Below are 18,478 nucleotides of genomic sequence, written 5' to 3'. Positions count from 1 at the left end.
TCCAACGGACAAATGTCTGCTCTTAAAAGATTTAATGTTTTTCATATTATAAAGGTAGGATTTAAATTTGTAAATATTGAAATATTAATAGCCTGATATAAGACGCAGTTATAACAAACCATATAGAAGTTTGGGAGCAGAGAGCAGAAATCAGCAGCCTGGAGCCTGAAAACCGGGAACGGATCTTTATACGATCTTAATATTAGCGCGGATACTCTTTTACCTTCTTTATTTTGTATGGTATAAGATTTTAACGAAATGAAGGAAAAGGAGTATTGTATGGATTTTTTTGCACATCCCAAAAAAAGATGGACATCCTTTCAGATCATCAGTATTGGCTTTGCCTCTGTGATTCTTATAGGTGCACTGCTTCTGATGCTGCCCTGGTGCGTACGAACCGGCGGGCACGCATCATTTCAGGATGCACTTTTTACATCGACATCTGCTGTATGTGTGACCGGACTTGTGGTACATGATACGGCAACGTACTGGTCACCACTTGGGCAGGCAGTGATCCTTGTGCTGATTCAGACCGGAGGCATGGGCGTGATTACCGTGGCAGCGGCATTTGCAATGCTATCCGGGCGCAGAATCAACTTAAGTGGCAGATCCACCATGCAGGAGGCGATTGCGGCCCCGGAGGTGGGAGGCATCGTGCGGCTGACCCGGTTTATCCTTATGACAACCGCGGTCTGTGAGATCGGGGGCGCTCTGTGCATGCTGCCAATTTTTTGCCGGGACTTTGGGCTTAAGGGGATCTGGATGGCAATGTTTCACTCTGTGTCAGCCTTCTGCAATGCAGGGTTTGATCTTATGGGATCGCGAGGCGCGTATTCCTCGCTTGTGAGTTATGCATCCAATCCGGTTATTAATGTAATGATTATGCTGCTCATCATCGTCGGCGGCATCGGATTTCTGACCTGGGCAGATCTCCGGCAAAACGGGCTTCATTTCCAGAAGCTTCGGCTCCAGAGTAAACTGATCCTCATCACGACAGCGATCCTGCTGATATTCCCGGCGATTGCCTTTTTTATTTTTGAATTTCCGGATCTGCCTCTTGGAAAGCGGATACTGGTATCCTTGTTTCAGTCGGTGACGCCAAGAACCGCAGGCTTTAACACGGTAGACCTTGGGCTCATGCGGGAGAGCGGCATCAGCATTATCATTGTACTCATGCTGATCGGAGGAAGTCCGGGATCTACGGCAGGTGGTATGAAAACCACGACCGCTGCAGTGCTTTGGGCGACAGCGGCGTCCACCTTCCGGCAGAAGGGCGACCCGCACTGTTTTGGACGGCGAATGGAGGCGGACGCGGTGAAATCCGCAGCAACGATACTTCTTATGTACCTTGTATTGTTTTTTACAGGCGGTCTTCTCATCAGTGTGATTGAGGGACTTCCGATGCTGCCGTGTCTTTTTGAAGCGGCATCTGCCGTGGGCACGGTGGGGCTTACGCTGGGGCTCACGCAGAAAATCGGATCGGTATCCAGACTGATTCTGATTTTACTTATGTTCTGCGGACGTGTCGGAGGTCTGACGCTCGTATATGCGGCACTGCCAGGGACAAAGACATTCGCACAGCAATTTCCACCTGAGAGAGTGACGGTTGGATAAAAGAAGTGTAAAATAAAAGGAGTTATATATGAAATCTATACTATTGATTGGCATGGGACGTTTTGGAAAGCATATTGCAATGCAGCTTAACCGGCTGGGACAGCAGGTGATGGCGGTGGACAAGTCGGAGGAGAGGCTTAACCCTGTAATGCCTTTTGTGACCTGCGGCAGAGTCGGAGACAGCACCAATGAAGATTTCCTGCGTTCACTGGGAGTGCGTAATTTTGATGTCTGCATTGTAGCGATCGGCAATGACTTCCAAAGCTCGCTGGAGACGACGTCTCTCCTTAAGGAGCTTGGCGCAGGGTTTGTTGTTTCCCGCGCGGCAAGAGATGTACAGGAGAAATTTCTCTTAAGAAACGGCGCGGATGAGGTGGTTTATCCGGAGAAGCAGCTTGCCAAATGGACGGCGATCCGCTATAGCTCAGATGGAATCCGCGACTATATGGAGCTGGATGCGGACCATGTGATGCTGGAGATTCTTGTACCGGATACCTGGGCGGGCAGATCCATCGGAGAGATTGATATCCGTAAAAAATATAATCTTACGATCATCGGAATCCGAAAGGATGGTAAGGTGGAGATGTCCTTGTCGTCGGATAGCATTCTTGAAGCAGGGACAACGCTGCTTGTATTGGGAGTAAACAAGGATCTGCAGAAATGCTTCCATATATAGGAAAATAGTCAGATTTTTTGTATAACAAACTCGAATCTATAGTCGATATGAGCTCTGAGAGTTATATCGGCAGCAAGCTAAATCCCAGCAAAAAGTCATCGGGTTGAGGATAGAAATTGAAATCGGAGGTGGAATACCAGGTGGAGAAGCCTTGGAATAAAGTGAACTGTAATACAGTAGGCAGACTAACCAGGGATAACAGCACAGCGGGCAGCAATGCAGCAAATATAAATCGCCGCGCAGAGGAACATATCCTGGTCTGCCTGTCTTCCTCTCCGTCTAATCCAAGGATCATCCGTACCGCAGCACGTATGGTTGAGGCGTACCATGGACGTTTTACGGCACTCTTTGTAGAAACGCCGACAGTTTCCGGGATGTGTACAGAGGACAAAAAGCGTCTGGAGGACAACAAACAGCTTGCGCAGCGTCTGGGAGCGCATGTTGAAGTAGTATTTGGGGAGGATGTGCCATTTCAGATTGCAGAGTTTGCAAGACTCGCAGAGGTCAGCATCATCGTGATCGGACGCAGCAATGCCACGCGGAAGGGGATTTTCAGCAAGCCGACGCTTACCGAACGTCTGATCCTTGATGCGCCCCGAGTAGAGGTTCATGTGATTCCGGATGGAAATTTAGAGCAGGGGAGCGAGCGTAGGCGAATGCTTCCGGCAAAAAAGCCCCGCATCCTGCTGAAAGATGTCATAGTGACATTTCTTGTGCTGCTGGCAGTGACACTTGTTGGGGTCCTTTTTTACAGGCTGGGATTTTCTGATGCCAATCTGGTGTCGATCTATATCTTTGCAGTCCTGATGATTTCAATCCTTACGACAGATTTTTACTGCGGCGTGGTGGCATCGGTCATCAGTGTTCTGGTATTTAATTTTTTATTTACAGTGCCTCGGTATACATTTCATTTCAGTGATCCGGATTATTTTGTTACTTTTCCGATCATGTTTATGGTGGCGATATTGAGTGGTTCGCTTGCTTCCCGGCTTAAGGATAATGCGCGGCAGGCAGCGCATGCGGATTACAGGACCAGGATCTTGTTTGAAACCAATCAGCTGTTGCAAAAGGGTCACGATGAAGGATATATTGTAAAAGCCACGGCGGAGCAGATCCTGAAGCTTTTGGAGAGAGATGTCGTTATCTATCTAAGCGATGCGCACGGGGACAAGCTGGAGGAACCTGCCATTTTCCGGACGCCTGGCTCAAAGCTGCAGCCGCTGGATACAGAAATGGAAAAGGAAGCTGCGAACTGGGTTTTTAAAAACCGTCATAAGGCGGGACTTGGCACTGCGCAGTATCCGGAAGCTTCCTGTCTGTATTTTCCGATTCGGATTTCGCAGCAGGCCTATGGCGTGGCTGGAATTGCAATCCATAAGCAGGTACTGGATCCTTTTGAAAACAGCATCCTCCGCTCCATGCTCGGTGAATGTGCACTTGCGATTGAAAACATTCGCAATGCAAGAGAAAAGGAGGAAGCGGCGATCCTCGCGCAGAATGAGCAGCTGCGTGCCAATCTCCTCCGCACCATCTCACATGATTTACGTACACCGCTCACCTCGATCTCCGGAAATGCGGACAATCTGCTTTGTAATTATGAGAAGATGGATGATGCCTCACGAAAGCAGGCATTTCGGGATATCTATGAGGACTCGGAGTGGCTCATTAATCTTGTGGAAAATCTGCTGGCGATCACAAGGATTGAGGATGGCAGAGTAAAGCTGTCATTATCGGTGGAGCTGATGGATGAGGTGATCACGGAGGCACTTCATCATGTCAGTAAAAAGCGCGAGGAGCATACGATCCGGGTGACATCAGAGGAGGATTTAATCCTGGTACGGATTGACGCACGATTAATTGTGCAGGTACTGATCAATCTTGTAAATAATGCGATAAAATATACACAGCCGGGTTCTGTCATCGAGATTCATACGTCAAAAAAGGGACAGGAGGTCTATGTTTCCGTGACGGATAATGGTCCCGGGATTCCAGATGATCAGAAGATACAGATTTTTGATATGTTTTACACGGGGAAGCAGAAGCTTGCGGACAGCCGCCGGAGTCTTGGACTGGGGCTTGCACTTTGTAAATCGATTGTCAATGCGCATGGTGGATCCATCAAGGTAGAAGACAATATGCCGCATGGCTCGGTTTTTACATTTACGCTTCCGGCCGGGGAGGTGACGTTACGTGAATAAACCATTGATTCTTGTTGTGGAGGATGATCCGTCGGTACGGAACCTCATTACAACGACTTTAAAAGCCAATGAGTACCGCTTCCTCACAGCGGGGGATGGTGAGAATGCAATCATGGAGACGGCTTCGCATAATCCGGAGATTGTGCTGCTGGATCTCGGACTTCCGGATATGGATGGCGTGGATGTGATCCGCAGGATCCGTAGCTGGTCCAATCTGCCGATCATCGTAATCAGTGCGCGGACGGAGGATGAGGATAAGATCGCGGCGCTGGATGCCGGAGCGGATGATTATCTGACAAAGCCTTTTTCTGTAGAGGAGCTTTTGGCAAGGCTGAGAGTTACACAGCGGAGGCTGTCCTATATGTCAGCGGAAGCCATGACCATGAGCTCTGTTTTTATTAATGGTCAGCTTAAGGTGGATTATGCGAGCGGCTGTGCCTGGCTGAACGGCGAGGAGCTGCATCTCACGCCGATTGAATATAAGCTGCTCTGCCTTCTGTCCAAAAATCTGGGCAAGGTATTGACGCATACCTATATCACACAGCACATCTGGGGGCGCAGCTGGGATAATGACGTGGCGTCTCTCAGAGTATATATGGCGGCGCTTCGCAGGAAGCTTGAGCCGAATGCAGACTCTCCGCAGTATATCCAGACACATATCGGTGTCGGTTACCGTATGATGAAAATCGATCCCGAGAAGATTGATTGACAAGCACTAACAGGATAGATAGACTACTTAATACGATATCTTATTTGTGGCAGATGCACTTACAAGCTGGCTGATGGACCAACTTGTATACAAGTGCTTTCTGCCATTTTTAAATCATTAAATATGTTTAAATGGGGATAGAGAGTATGGAGAGACGTGACGAGAGGGAGCATCGCTTAAGTGGAGATCGGTTCAAGAATCGGTGGAAGAAATGGATTTCAATACTATTGGTTAGTACGATGCTGACCGGAAATATAGGATTCTCCAAGGCTTCGGTACCGACAGTCTATGCGGCAGAGACGGAGCAGACGGGTACACTGACCTCGGAAAGCGGTCAGAACACAAGCCAGGATTTGAAACAACAAGATGAGAATGCAGCAGAAGCATCAGAAAACGCTGATGCTTCTTTGAGCGTTTCGGAATCTGCCGATGGTAAGGATGCAGAGTCAGCAATCGTCACGGAAGGGGATGACGAGTCGGAAAAAGCCGGACAAGAGGAAGAAGCGGACGAAAAGGAAGATGGAAAAGATCCGGCGGAATCTGATGACGAGGAAAAAGATAGTGAATCCGATGAAGATAAAAAAACGGAAGATAAAAACAGTGATGTGACAGAAGGGAGTGCGCCCTCGGAAACACAGGAGCATGCTTCCGATGAGGAGGAGAGCGCGAATGCAGCTGCCGATACAAAGTCAGAGCAGGGACAGAGTGAGACTGCGGATGGTCTTACCAAAGGTTCAGATGCATCGACGGAAACAAATGCACTAGAGGAGACAACTGCATCAGAGGAGACGCTTGCAAATCTCCTGAAAAAAGGCCTGGATGCTGTTACGCAAACCTTAACGACGCTGACAGCAAACGGAACAACGGAAGGTACAAACTACGTTCCCTATATAAACGACAATGGCGAGTCGGAGTATATTACGGTAACGGTAAATATCAATTATAACGACAAGGATAAGGCGTCTCTGCAAAGCCATCGTCCGGACAGCGGGAACCTTGCAAATCTTTTTACCATCACCGGAGGAACGAAAGCCACCGGCGGCACTCAGGACATTACAGAGGAATGCAATCTGTTAGATAGTATTGCGACTACCAATGGTGAATCGTATCAGATACAAATTCCTGTATATATAAAGGAAGGAAGCGACAGTGCGGATCTTGGTGAAGACAGACTGACGACAAAGAGCGATTTTTATCATATCTCATTAAATGAGGACAATAGTGCGTTTACAGATGGATATTATGTTCGGGATTCATCTAGCAAACAAGTTATCTTTAAACGTGTTCAAAATGAAGCAAAATGGAAAGCAACATCGGAAATCACTTTTAATTGTCAACCTGGGGCTTTCCGTGATGTCAGTTTCACAATCAAGTGGTATGACGATCTGACAGATGAGGACAGAGATAATTACGCGCCGGAAATTACATTGTATCAAAGTGATGGTGCGGAAATTATTGCGGTGGATGCATTACAGACGGAGCCAGACATCAAAAAGAGTAAAAATACATGGACTTATACATTTAAAAACCTGAAGGCGGATAAGGATACTGTCTACTTTATTAAAGAAACCGTACCAAATAGTACCGGCAACAAACGTGCTTATAATGTCAACTGTGAAGCGGATAATAACTGCTATGTCATCGAGAGCGGAAAGCATGCATCACTTGACAAGTATAAGATTGTGTCAGAGGCGGTAAATATTATCCAAAGTCAGTTCCATTTTGATATTAACTGGTATGACGGAGAAGACACAACGCATCGCCTGAGCTCTGACGATTTAGATGGAAATATGTATATCTGGCCGTCGGAAGCCGCACGATTTACGGAGAGTACGGCAATCAAGGGCAAAGACTATACGATCTCTTTGGAAAATGCGGATAACAACAAGGACTCGTATATTATTTCGGGATCTGGATTACCGGCTTTTGATGCCACTGGAAAGAAACTGAGTTATGTGGCAAGGCTGAAAACAGATAAGATTTTGATCGGCGCAGAGGGCGATGCTTTCAGTAGTTATTATGACATTGCCTATAACAATGGAATCAAGAGCTCCAATATCTCCGTTTTGGGAGATGGTGGCAGCATCGAAGCAACACTTAAAAGCCAAAATAACTTCACGACGACAGTACAGTGGCTTTTTGATCAAACGGATTTGTACGCGGCAGAGAAATTTAAAAAGGATCTTACGGATGGAATCGAACTCTTTCTTTACCGCTATGCAGGAAAAGAAACCACAAAGCCTGCGGCAGCGATTGATGCAAATGGAAAGCAGTACAGTATAAAGATCAATAAAGCCTCGCCTTCCGAAATCACAAAGGATGGACTCAGTGGTTATGAGATGACGCTCACGGATGCGGATTTTACCGGGACTGGACATTCTCCGAGTTTACCGGAGTTTGATGAAAAAGGATATCCGTATACCTATTTTGTAAAAGAGCTGCTCCCCACAGACAGCAGCTTTCACAGAAGCTATGTTTCCAAAGAGGGAGAAAAGGAAGATGAAGATGAGTCAGAGGAAAAAGGCACGGAGTCTGCTTCTGTGTCCTCTCGCCCGAGCGGCGCATATGACGGTGAAATCATTCGCAATGTGATCGAGCGCAAGATACCGTTTACGCTGGAGAAGGACTGGCTGTCCAAGGCGTCTGCAAAATATGCAGGACAGGATGTTACCCTGCAGCTTCAGAGCCGGGTAAAGGCGGAAACATCGGGAAATCAGTCTCAGACGGAGGACGAGCAGGGCTGGACGGATGTATTGTCCCCGATTACGTTATCCGGATTTTCAACTTTGTGTCCGACCAGAGAACAGACGTTGAAGGAGCTTGTGAATGTATACTCCGAAACGGGAAAAGCACTGGAGTTCCGCGCAAAGGAGCTTAAGGTCGGAAATGCGACGCCGGTGGATCATTACTTTAGCATCGGAGATCGTAATTACCGGGTTCAGCAGGAAAGCTGGTCTGTCACTGAAAATACGGAGAATACGACAGACTCCGCCAGAGTCCGCATAAAAAACACACTGGAAGCGGAACAGGAGCTGCATATTACAAAGATCTGGAGTGATACGCAGACCACACCGTGGCCGGAACTGCTCCCGGGCATAACGCTTGAGATTAACAAAGAGACAAGCAGTGGTGTCAGCAAAGCATACGATATTAAGCTTACGCCTGAAGATGCGGATGAAAACACGGGCGGGGAAAGCAGCAGTGAGACGGGGCAGAGCGATAATAAGAGCACACAGAACAGTGATCAACAGGCAAAGTATCGGATAGAACTTGTAGACTATAGTGGAACGGAAACAGAGCCGGTACTTAAGTTAGATGAGATGTCTCTCGTGAGTGGCGAAACTGTCATCTGGAAAAAGACGGAAAGCGGTAACTGGCAGACAAGCTTTGTGGTCTGGCTTCCCAAAAGGACAGGAAACAGTACGACATGGAAGCTTCCGACCTGGATTGTTCCGGAATATGATGTTGAGGGCGCTTATATCAGCTATGATATGACGGAAGAAAATCTCAGCGGTTCCAATGTTTACTATTCTTCCGGCAGACAATTTGGTACAAGTGCTGATCAGAGGGACAGCGTCAGCTGCACAGTAGAAAACAGTAAGAGTACCGGGGGCAGCGGAAAGTGGTTTGAGTTAAAGAAGGACTGGAACGTCGGACTGAAATCTGAGTATATCCAGCCGGTAACACTGCATGTTGTGTTGCTGCGGAATGCTGCAACAGGCGCTTCCGGGGCATCCGACCAGGGGACTGCCACCGCGTCTGCTAATACGTATCCAATTGTTAAGGATCTTGCGGCTTATGAGTCCAACGGTTCTAAGCCATTTGAAATCGTCCTGGAGGATAGTAATAACTGGAGCTGTAAGAAATGGATTTCTTATGAGGAGATTTTTAATGCGATTCTCACAGGTGGGGATTCCGATTCCGGGCTTAGTGATAAGGATAGAGAGGCCTTTAAAAATGCTGAAAAGTCCGGGGAAATCCCGTCAGGCTTCGCGCTCGCTGTTATCGAGTCAAACGTAGGGGACCAGCACAATGACACTTTAGATCATCAGCAGTGGGCCGCCGAAACAGAGATCGCTTCCAAAGTCGATGGAAATGGAGCCGCGTTATTGCCGGGATATCACTCTGAGATACGTGGAAAAGACGATGGTTTATTTACACCATCAGAAGACGACGGCGTAAGCGAGCTCTACGCCCAAATTACAAACAGTTTCAGCAGTACAGTAAAAGTTAATGTACGTACGATCTGGAGAGATGATAAAGAAGACAGAAGCGAGGATCAGTTCAAGCTTGAATTGTTTCAAAATGTCGATGGAAAGAGTCAAAGTATTGGAACTGTAGTCTTTTACTGGAAAGATCGCAGTCTGATAGATCTGCAGAGCGTAAAAGCTCAGGTTTTAACGGAAAACGCTGAGGGAACAAAGGAGAGTGATAATCAAAATACTGCGGCGATTCAGTTTGAAATACCAGACGCTGATCCGCGCGCAACATATACGGTAAAGGAATATGTACCGGGAGTGCATGATTATATTGAGATCCCGACCCATAAAACAAATGCGGTGAACGGCTTCTACATGAGAGAGGATCAGGAATCAACCGTCGTAAGCACTATTTCCGGAAGTCATTTTACAGAGATTCATAATCTGACGCTTCAGAATACGATGACGGGAGGCATGCTGCATTATCTGGTTCCGGTGATCTGGAACGATGCAGCGACAAAGAACATCCGGCCGGATGTTTCCTTTAACATATACAGAAAGATCTTTGATGCAGCCAATAACACATATAAATATGAGCTTTTGGAGGATAGCCAGTATGACTGGAAGCTTCAGGACTCTCAGGAAAAGGCCGGTACAAATCCGAAGTATTATCAGAAGATGGAACTGTCGATCGACGGACTTCCGAAGTACAATGCGCAGGGAAAGGTATGTGAATATGCATGTACCGCCACGCTGGTCAATAAGCGGAAGGAGTATCAGGATCCGGAGTATTACAGCAGCTATGATCTTAGCGGAAAAGCAGCTGACGTTGCGGAAACAGACGGCTATCTTGATCTGAATGGACAGCCCACGATTGCGATTGTCAACAATATTAATGATTATATCAAGATCTACGGCATGAAACAGTGGGTTAACATGGATAATAGTCAGGACCAAAAGCCGGAGGCCAGAATCAAGCTGTATCGCGCGACGATGAGTGAGATTCCAAAGGATGAAACGCAGGGGAGCTCCGATGTGTCCGGAACATATCTCGGTTATACGACTCTTGCGGATGACAGAGAAAGCTATCGCTTTGATAGATCGGCAAAGACACATATGGACGGAATGGAAGAAGACGTTTCTGATGCGTCTACTGGGCTTTTGTCTTTCTCTAAGTATGACTCCAGGGGATACCGGTACAACTATAAGCTTAAGGAGCAGATCCTTATGGATGACCAGACGGAGATGAAGGACTATGTCATGAGTTCGGGCATTGCAGACTTCAATCTGACCAATACCTATCATGTCGGTACCACCAATGCGAGAAAGATTACCGTCACGAAGTCCTGGGACAATGTCACTTTCCCTGAGAACTTTACGACAGTTCCGCGGGCAAGATTTGTGCTGTATCGTGGTGAGTATAATGAAAACGATATTAAGACTGATGGCTTCCCAGAGCTTACAAAAGCAGATGGAACTGATGGGGAGGAGCAGATGCCTGAGATCTGCGCCGATGCAGATACCGCAAGAGAAAAGGGAGGCGTTTATCAGGTTGCGGAAAAGATCATCAGTTACAAGCTGAAAAAAGACGATGGTACAAATAACCCAAAAGGAACAGATACCATCACATCCTGGGGCGAGGGAACGGATGACAGTTTGCTCCCGATGTATGCGTCCAATGGAAAACAGTATGTATATTTTGTCTGCGAGGATCTGAGCTTTGCGCCATCCTATACTCCGTCAACTAGCGGAGACGGATTTAAGGCGTTGAAGATTTTTTCAGACGGAAACAAGACGTATCAGCCGTATATCATCAGCAATGTCGGAATTGATGGCAGTGTAGATATGTCGAAGGAAGGTACAAGTGACGCACAGCAGAAAAATATAAAGGAAATCCGCCTTACAAATACATATAAAAATGATTCTACGATTTTGAGTATTACCGGAACGAAAAACTGGAATGATGCCGGACAGAAAGAGCTCAGACCAGAAATCGAAACGGATGGTAAGGTCTCAGATATGATCCTGACACTGACGAGGACAGCCAGAGCGCAGTCCGGGGTGGATAACCCATTTGCGGATACTGCGACTTCTTCTACTCCTTCGGTCTATAGCTCCTATCAGTATAAGCCGGAAGAGATCACGGTACGCTGGACGAAGCCAGATCCGGATAACGACAGATGGACGTTTACGATCGAGCCGGTATCGGGTGTCAGCTTCCCGCGATACGCACCGAACGGACAGCCCTTTACCTATAGAGTAACGGAGTCCTACAGTGAGGACACACAGGAGAAACCAAATCGTACGGAGAGAAACTACAGAATCACACGAGGATCTGTGGAGAAATCAGCACTTACACTGCAGGATAATGGAACTCTGAGCTTGGATTCTGATCTGGAAAACACCATAGACGGTACGATTCGTATTGAGAAAAACTGGTTAGATAGCATCAATGTCTATAAAGTGAGAGAGAACTCTGTTCTGGTGCAGCTGTTCCGGAAGGCGAGTGTTGCAAATGACTCCAGCGCTTCTACTACCGTAGATGCATCTACGGGGTCAGATTGGGAGCTGGTCACTGATACAGAGACGGATAACGATAAAAATTCGGCGACGTATGGCACTAAGGCGATTTCCTCCACACAGGATATCGGAAGGCATGCGAAGTACAGTACGGATTATCAGCAGCTTCCCAGCCATAACAAAAATGGTGTTCCGTACAGCTATGTGGCATTGGAGGTGGCCATCGAAAAGAACGGATCCAAAGGGCAGTATGACTGGGTGAGCTATAACGGAAACAATATTAAAGCGACATCGACAGAAATTTCGGAAAAGACAAAGCAGCTTCTTGACAATATTCTTGCAAATAATACCGAAACTAAGGACAGCAAATGCCATTTGGGAAACTATGAGATTACTCAGTCAGGTTTTGTACAGGTTGTGAATGCAGATACAAAAATCGTTACGATTAAGAATCAGCTGACATCTGATAAGACATTGACGGTAGTGAAAAAGTGGGAATCGGATCAGGGAGAAAAGTCTTTAAAACTGGAACATCGTCCTGAAAACATCAATCTTGCGCTGTTGTATGCGTTGGATACGCCTGACAATGATTATACTATTGTTAATGCAAAGAATGCTGTGATCAGCGGCGATCAAAGCAAAGGATGGTTCTGGTTAAAGGGAAGCGGAGCGGATACATCATATAGTACGCTGAGTCTTTCTGATCAGGATCGGGATCCGGGCAGCAATGATGTTAATACCATTTGGAAGAGGACCTTTAAGAATCTTCCAAACTCCATCATTGTGAATGGAGAGGCTAAGACAGTGAAATATGCTGTGATTGAAATTGACGACCTGGGCAGCTCAGAACTTGAAAACGGTTTTAACATAACCGATAAGACACAGCTCGTTAATTCGTATACGGTAAGCTATGACGGGTTCGGCATGAATTACGTCACCATTACCAACCACTATGAAAGGCATGCGCAGATTACCGTTAAGAAAGAACTGCCGCCTGGCAGAACAGGAAAGTTCTTTGCGGATATCTACGCAAGTAATTTTGAGAAAGGAGAGAGTGCGAAACTAGCTACTGACGCGAAGCCGGTAGCAACAGAAGAACTGAAGGTTAGTACGGGGGGAACAATAGCTTCCGTGACCGTGGACTATCTGCCGAAGTATAATCAGGATCAAAAGCCGATTCACTATTTTGTGAAGGAGCGGCTGGCAGAGGATCCGGAGTATTATCCGGAGTATAATGTTAAGGTCTCCGGCAGTGATTCGTCGGAAACAGAAAAGACGGAGAACACCAAAATTGCGGGAACGGATGTTTACTGTGAGATACCAGAGGTGAACTCCGAAATTCTGATTGTAAATAAGCAGGTACAGCTTACGATTCAGAAGCAAGCCGGAGAAGCTATACTTCCTGGAGGAGTATTTAAGCTGACAGATGAGACAAGAGGAGCGAAATATCATTTCTATACGGATACTCTTACGGAGAGCGGTGAGAGAAGCGGCAGTACGGAAGCATCGATGCAGTTTACGACGGGAAAGGATGGGAAGATATCTCTGGCCGGTGCACTGATCCCCGGACATCAGTATCAGATGGAGGAGATCACCGCTCCTGCCGGCTACGCGCGGATGACAGGGAACCTAGCGTACATCACCGTCGCTAAGGATGGAAATATTCAGGTAACTGGCCGAAGAAATAAGATGATTCACTTCACCAGTGGAAGTAGAGAGGATACCAGCGAAGATACAAAGATTTCTCCAGATCAAGATCCTACGATTACGGTAGAAAACAAGTTGACGAGATTTACCGTAGAAAAGACAGACGCGGAAGAAAAGCTGCTTCCCGGTTCAGAGATTACACTTAGTAAAAAAGGAAAGGGGGATAGTGAATTTCTATCGGTTTCCGAGGATCTGTTCCATTGGGACGAGCAAGAACCGGCGATAACTGTTTCAGGACTTGAGGAGGGCGTGATCTATCGCCTTAGAGAGGAGAAGCGTCCAGCGGGCTACTATGCGGCGGAAGATCTTTACTTTAAACTCGTCGGCGTTGACGCGGGGGAGTATGAAGCACGGGATTCCGGAATCGTATTCTGTGATAAGGACGGAAACAGCATTAACACGGAACGTGCAGACGCGAAACTTTTTAATAGAGAAACTACTCAGCAAAATGCCCTGCTCACTACAGAGGGAATACGAATTCTCAATCGGCAGATTATGATACCGGTCAGCCTTCGTAAGCTTAGGTCCGGGGACAGTACTCCAATCGCCGGAGTGGAGATAGAGATCTATCGGAAGGGGCAGACTGCAAGTCCAAGTGAGATGCATCAGACCTCGGTGGTCTATGGCATCACGGATAAAGACGGGCTGCTTCGACCAAAGACCGCATCCGGAAGTGCGGATAGCAATGCGTGGATACAGCTTCCGGAGGGTGAGTATCTGTTCCATGAGATCGCTGTACCTGATGACGTATATTTTGAAGATAAGCTTATGGAATTTTCGATACGTCCCGAGGATTTTGGCAGCTATCTCGGAAACAAAAAATTCATTAGAAATATGCTGGATAATACAGAGCATGATACTGCTCGGATGACGCTCGAGGATCAGATCGGAGAACTTGAGAATCAGCGTTTCCTCGCGAGAGTCCAGCTTAAAAAGTTTGATTCCGGAAGGTATGAATACAACGGAGCAACAGAGAATTGGCAGAAGACACCGCTTGCCGGAGCAGAATTTACATTGCAGAAAAAGAAAGGAGAGAACTGGATCTCTGTCAGTGGAACAGATACTGCGGAATATGTATCTGATGATAAGGGATATGTACATAAGATGGGCGATGACCTGAATTATGTAGAAATTACAGAAAAGGGCCAATATCGTTTCATTGAAACAAAAAATCAGGGCTATCAGCTTAGTAATACAGCGGAAGCTGTACCTCCGGAAACACTCATCCGTGAGTTTGAGATCGGAAATGAGGATTTTGCTTCCGGCGGTGTTTCCGGAGATAAGATGAAAGCTCTTGGGGAGATGGATAATCTGCGTCTTACCGGAACGATTTCGCTTGAGAAGCATTCGTCCGATAAACCGAACAAGGCCCTGAATGATACGCACTTCGTTTTGTTCCGGGATCAGAGTGATACAAAGAATTTTTTTGTGGATTTTAAGGATAGTATACTTGAGTTCCTGACCGGCAAGAGCTATCGCTATGAAACATGGGCGGAGCTTATTGTGAAGAAGCAGAATCCAGCTGATTTAGAGCAGGTCGAGCTGAAGCTTATGGATAAGGATACAAGGTTGGCGGAGCCCACAGCTTCCGTGAATGACGGAATCCTGAAGATCGAGAAACTTCCGTGGGGTAAGTATGTTCTTATGGAGACGGAGGCTGCGACCGGATATCATCTTAAGACGGGAGAGACGGCAAATGAATACCGATTTGAAATTGATCGTGAAAATGCCGGCACGATCGTCACACTGGCACAGCCGGTTGTCAATGGAATCAACCATATTACATTTACAAAGATGGGGTATTCTGTAGCCAGCTCGAGTGAGATTTCGTCCGGCAACGCATCTGTCAAACCTCTGACAGGCGGAAAGTTCAGGATCCTGGATGAAAATGACAAGGTTGTTCCATTTTACAGGACAAGTTCAGCGGATGCAGAGATGGCAGAAACCTTCCAAATTGACAATCCAGATGGAAGTTTTGAGATCTTTGGACTTCCGGGAGGTACAGGTCGGAACAACATGAAGCTCTACCATATCCGGGAAATTGAAGCGCCAAAGGATTATCTTAAAACGGATGATATCTGGTTTGGCGTGGATACCTATGGACGGATTTCGGATCTACCGGAAAATGAGCATTTGCGGCAGCACGGCTATGTCGTAAACGGAAACAACAATACAATCGTGATGTATGATGATTCTGAGAGGTATGTTGATGTCCATGTACAGAAGAAATTTGCGGAGAACTTTTCCGAGGATTCCATGAAAAAAGCTTTTGAGGAAAGTGTTCGCCCAAGATCCATCGAAGTGCAGCTATATAAGAAGCACGAGGGAGATGCGCAATCTGTACCGGTCGGAGATCCGGTGATGCTCCGGTCGGAAGATGGCTGGAAGGATCCAGGCCCATCCCAGTGGCAGCATCTGCCCCGCTACGATATCATAAAGGAGGCGGATGGAAACTATACCGCGTTAAAAAACATCTATACGTTGTCGGAAAACGGGCTGATTCCGAATTATCTTTATGATAATGATCAGGGCATTTACTATAGCACAGAACTCAGCAGGGATGAGAGTCAGGCAGGAGTACTGAACCTGACTCTGACAAACACACTGAAGACAACCTTTACAAATAGCGGAAAACTGCGGATCGAGAAACTTAATGTCAGCGGTCCGCAGAAGGAGCTTTTTAACATGGAGGTGGAGCTCTATGCGATGATACCGACGGAGGACAAACCAAACGGAGTTGAGACAAAGCTTGGGGACTATCATGGGCCTTATGTCGTAAAGGATAGGAATAGCGGTGAGGAGCTCAAAACTGTGAATACAGAAGATAGTGACGGATATATCTGTCTCGCCGGCGGTCAGGCAGCAGAAATTGATCTGCCGACCGGAATCTATTATAGAGTTAAGGAGATCCTGAGAGCCCGGTCGCTTGATTCGGATACCTATAAAACGGAGTACCAGACTACCTATCGTAAGAATGGTGCGGAAGTGGTACAGACAGAAGAAGGGGAGGTGACAAAAGAAACCATCACCGAAAATGAGGAAATCAAGAATGATGCGAGAAGCTACAATTATCCTAACGGAGTAATTATTTCCAAGGATGCCTATGTGATGCCGACAGGACGTACGGATCAGAGCTTTAAGGGAGACATCATTACTGTAGAGAACCGGGCTGTCGTATTTACAAAGATTGACAATACGACACCTGAGCTTGAGGATATGTCTGGTGCTGTAGTAACCCGTGGAGGGCTGGTCAGTGTACTGGTCCCGAAGGATGCAGAGAAGCCGTCTGGAGAGGGCATTGAGATGGACACAGATTCCGCGACCGACTGGGAAGCTAACAGCCTGCTTGTGTCATGGAAGCCGGAAAAAAACTGGGATAACAGTGACTCCTTCCGTATTCTGTACCGTAACTACTCTGCGGATAGCAGCCGGATCGAAACGATAGACGTAGCAGACTATCTGGATCAGGACGGCAACCCGAAGGAAAAGACGGACGCATGCTATGATGCATTGCGTGCAAGATATCCGGATTTTGAGATTTGGAAAGATCAGGGAGATGAGATCAGACTGAAGCTTAGCGCTCAGACGGATGGACTTCCGTACAGCAGTGAGGCCAAGGTCCGTTTTGTACCGACACTGGCAGTTGAGAATACGACGGAGGGTGATGTAGGAGGACTGGTACGAGTCGAGAATGGAACAGACAATCCGGGTTCGGATGGTGTTCCGGAGAAGGACAGACACCGGCGCTATAAACAAACGGTAGTGTACGGCACAGCGGAGGACGGGTATGTTATTGATCTCGATCATCTTGCGATCGGACAGGCCGGACAACTTTCCGGCAGCGTCAGTGAAAATCACTCTGCGGTAAAGCTGAAGCTTAAGAAACAGACAGAGGATCAGTATACATTTGATGCTGTCCTTAAGATTGGGGCCGGGACGCAGAAGAGTGGCAAGACAATGCTTCACATGAACAGTTTTTACCACATGCTTAAGGCGCGGCCGCTGGCGATGCAGCTTGCCATAACACCGTCTGCTTCCACAGAGCCTGATGGTATCCATGTCAGTGGCACAGTGTATGTTTTGTCGAGGACAAAACGGCAGGAGGTTAGCTCAGTGAAGATTCATATAAATGAAGCAGAGGGCGGATACCTCGCGATGCCGATAGACGTTGGTATTCCATTTAAGAAACAGGCGGCGGTCAATTCCGACACGCATACCTCCGGTGGAAGCTCTGGAGGCGGCTCCAGCAGGGGAATCGTTGGAGGATTGAGGTCGGTTCCGTTTATTAACCAGATGATCGGCGGTAGTGATTCTACAACCGGTCCTGGTATGGAAATCTCACCGGAACAGGCTGCATCTGAAACAGCAGAGTCTGCAATTTCCGGGACAGAGGCCAAAGAGCAGGATATACAGAACGAACAGAAAGGAGAATCGAATCAGGAGGGCTCTGCAAGGAAAAAGAAACTCTCCAGAGACAAAATCCTGACCGGAGATCCGTCCGCAATATGGAGATATTTCTTCCTGATGCTCGGATCTGCTGCTGCACTTCTGGCATATTGCCTGCAAAAACGTAAAAAGAAATAAGTAGAAAAGAGACGGCTGGTTCTTTCCGGTGAAACGGATAGAATCAGTCGTTTTTTGTGCTGTGGTAATTCTGCTTGAGAATTTCTTAAAGCTGAGGGAACTGGTAAAAGCGGTAAAAAAGCAAGCAAAATGAAGCAATGCGATATGCTACCGCATTGGCTCAAAACGTGCTACAATAGCTGCATGCCCTGTCCGGGACGTAATTAATCATAAAAGGAGAGAAGGGGAGCATGCAGGCAAAGAAGCATTCCCCTGACAAAACGAAAGAGAT

5 protein-coding genes are annotated in these 18,478 nt (G+C 47.1%); all 5 read left to right on the top strand.

Annotation, left to right across the window (positions count from 1 at the left end; all coding sequences use genetic code 11):
* Positions 1–279 precede the first annotated feature (279 nt).
* The 5 genes from ACTNEN_RS05060 to ACTNEN_RS05040 all read left to right on the top strand — a co-directional run bounded on the left by ACTNEN_RS05060 (position 280) and on the right by ACTNEN_RS05040 (position 18,207).
* Entirely contained in the window at positions 280–1,614 is a 1,335-nt protein-coding gene (locus ACTNEN_RS05060) for a TrkH family potassium uptake protein (protein WP_441204958.1), read from the top strand.
* A 28-nt stretch (positions 1,615–1,642) separates the two neighbouring features.
* Positions 1,643–2,290, top strand: a complete 648-nt coding sequence (locus tag ACTNEN_RS05055; protein ID WP_441204957.1) for a potassium channel family protein — start codon at positions 1,643–1,645, stop codon at positions 2,288–2,290.
* Positions 2,291–2,451: 161 nt separating this feature from the next.
* Positions 2,452–4,488 carry an ATP-binding protein gene (locus ACTNEN_RS05050; protein ID WP_441204956.1) on the top strand — a complete coding sequence of 679 codons (2,037 nt, stop codon included), beginning with the start codon at positions 2,452–2,454 and terminating at the stop codon, positions 4,486–4,488.
* Entirely contained in the window at positions 4,481–5,197 is a 717-nt protein-coding gene (locus ACTNEN_RS05045; RefSeq protein ID WP_441204955.1) for a response regulator, read from the top strand. Before ACTNEN_RS05050 ends, ACTNEN_RS05045 begins: the two co-directional genes overlap by 8 nt.
* Before the next feature lie 146 nt (positions 5,198–5,343).
* On the top strand, positions 5,344–18,207 hold the full coding sequence (locus ACTNEN_RS05040) for a SpaA isopeptide-forming pilin-related protein (protein WP_441204954.1): 12,864 nt from the start codon (positions 5,344–5,346) through the stop codon (positions 18,205–18,207).
* Positions 18,208–18,478 lie beyond the last annotated feature (271 nt).

It is taken from the genome of Oribacterium sp. HCP28S3_H8, from assembly GCF_052064775.1.
Taxonomy (GTDB): Bacteria; Bacillota; Clostridia; order Lachnospirales; family Lachnospiraceae; genus Oribacterium.
This window is presented reverse-complemented; position numbering and strand designations above follow the sequence as displayed.

Excerpts from the sequence above, each read along its gene's own strand:
- ACTNEN_RS05060 (WP_441204958.1), top strand. The coding sequence starts at position 280 with ATGGATTTTTTTGCACATCCCAAAAAAAGATGGACATCCTTTCAGATC.
- ACTNEN_RS05055 (WP_441204957.1), top strand. The coding sequence starts at position 1,643 with ATGAAATCTATACTATTGATTGGCATGGGACGTTTTGGAAAGCATATT.
- ACTNEN_RS05040 (WP_441204954.1), top strand. The coding sequence starts at position 5,344 with ATGGAGAGACGTGACGAGAGGGAGCATCGCTTAAGTGGAGATCGGTTC.